We start from the raw sequence: 1,784 nt of genomic DNA, 5'->3' as shown, positions 1-1,784 counted from the left end.
GAACAATTACTCTCCGGTTTTAATGCTACTGCTGTAGCTTATCCCTTAGAAAAGACGGTTGTTGATTTGTTTACTTCTCAGGTTGCATTGACCCCAGAAGCTACGGCTTTGGTGTTTGAGGGCGTATCACTGAGTTATCAGGAGTTAGATAGACAATCGAATCGTTTAGCGCATTACTTAGTTAGTCAGGGCATAGGGGCAGATGATTTGGTAGGGATTTGTTTGGATCGTTCTATAGAAATGGTTGTGGGTATTTTAGGGATTCTAAAATCGGGAGGAGCTTATGTTCCTATCAAGCCAGATTCTCCAGTTTCCCGTATCTCTCATATGGTTGCTGATGGCGCTATTGGTATAGTGCTTAGTGATGTATCGAGTGTTGGTGTTTTAGAAGATTTACCGATTAGGACTGTTGTGTTAGATGAAGACTCTGCGGAGTATTTGAGTTCTCCAGATCATGCTTTAGATCTTGTTTATTCGCCAGATTCATTAAGTTATGTTATTTATACTTCGGGTAGTACCGGAGTTCCCAAAGGAGCTATGATTGAGCATAAAGGTTTGTTGAATCACCTGTTATTGATGATTGATGAGTTGGGTATGGATAGTAATAGTGTTGTTGCTTTTACAGCACCTTTTACCTTTGATATTTCCGTATGGCAACTGTTGAGTGGTTTATTAAGTGGCGGCCGTATTGTGATCTATAGTGAAGCCTCTATATTAGATGTTTCAGGTTTTCAGTCAAGGGCGAGTAAAGATGGAATTACGCTTTTACAATTAGTACCATCTTATGTTTCTAATCTTTTGGATAATGAAGAGGATGAAGGCTTGGATCAGTTGCGTTATTTCTTGGTTACAGGCGAGGCAGTTTCGACTTCGTTATTATCACGTTGGTTTTCTCGTTATCCAGATGTTCCCGTAGTAAATGCGTATGGTCCCGCAGAGGCTTCAGATGATGTTACTCTTCATATTATGGATAAGGCACCGAGTACCTCTTTGGTTCCTATTGGTAAGCCAGTGGCTAATATGCAGTTGTATGTTTTGGATAGTTTGGATCAATTGTGCCCTATCGGAGTAGTCGGCGAGTTATGTGTCAGTGGAGTAGGTGTTGGTCGAGGTTATCTTAATGATGAGGATAAGACAGCCTCAAGTTTTGTGAGTCATCCTTTTATAGCAGGCACTCGTATGTATAAGACGGGGGATTTAGGACGTTGGCTATCTGATGGTACTTTGGAGTTTATGGGTAGATCGGATGATCAGGTAAAGATCCGAGGGTATCGAATCGAGTTGGGCGAGATCGAGAATGTTTTGTTGAGTCATGAATTGGTAAGTAGTTGTTGTGTTGTGTCTAGGTTAGATGATTATGGCACGCATCGTTTGGTAGGGTATGTTGTTGTAGATGGAGATTTTGATAAAGTTGTTATACAAGAGTATTTAGGTTCAAGCTTACCAGATTATATGATTCCTCACCAGTGGGTTGATTTGGATGATATGCCCTTAACGGCAAATGGAAAGATTGATAAGAAGCGTTTACCTGCTCCTGATGTATCATTTATAGGAGAGGAATATGTAGAGGCAAGTAGTGCAGTAGAATTATCTTTAGCGGGTATCTGGCAAGAATTATTAGGAGTAGATCGTATAGGTATTTATGCTAATTTCTTTGATTTGGGCGGTCATAGTTTATTGGCTACCCGATTGGTCTCTATGATCCGTAAGGAGCTGTCGATCGAAGTTTCTATACGAGATGTTTTTGAGCATACTACTATAGAAGCTTTAGGGAGGCATATTGA

The 1,784-nt window shown here is 40.5% G+C and carries 1 protein-coding gene; it reads left to right on the top strand.

Annotated elements, in window-relative coordinates:
• Window positions 1-1,784, top strand: a 1,784-nt coding sequence (locus F0000_RS27180) for an amino acid adenylation domain-containing protein (RefSeq protein ID WP_149627830.1), incomplete at both ends; no start/stop codon positions are given.

The sequence above is a fragment of the Aquimarina sp. RZ0 genome, assembly GCF_008370685.1.
Lineage (GTDB): Bacteria > Bacteroidota > Bacteroidia > Flavobacteriales > Flavobacteriaceae > Aquimarina.
This window is presented reverse-complemented; position numbering and strand designations above follow the sequence as displayed.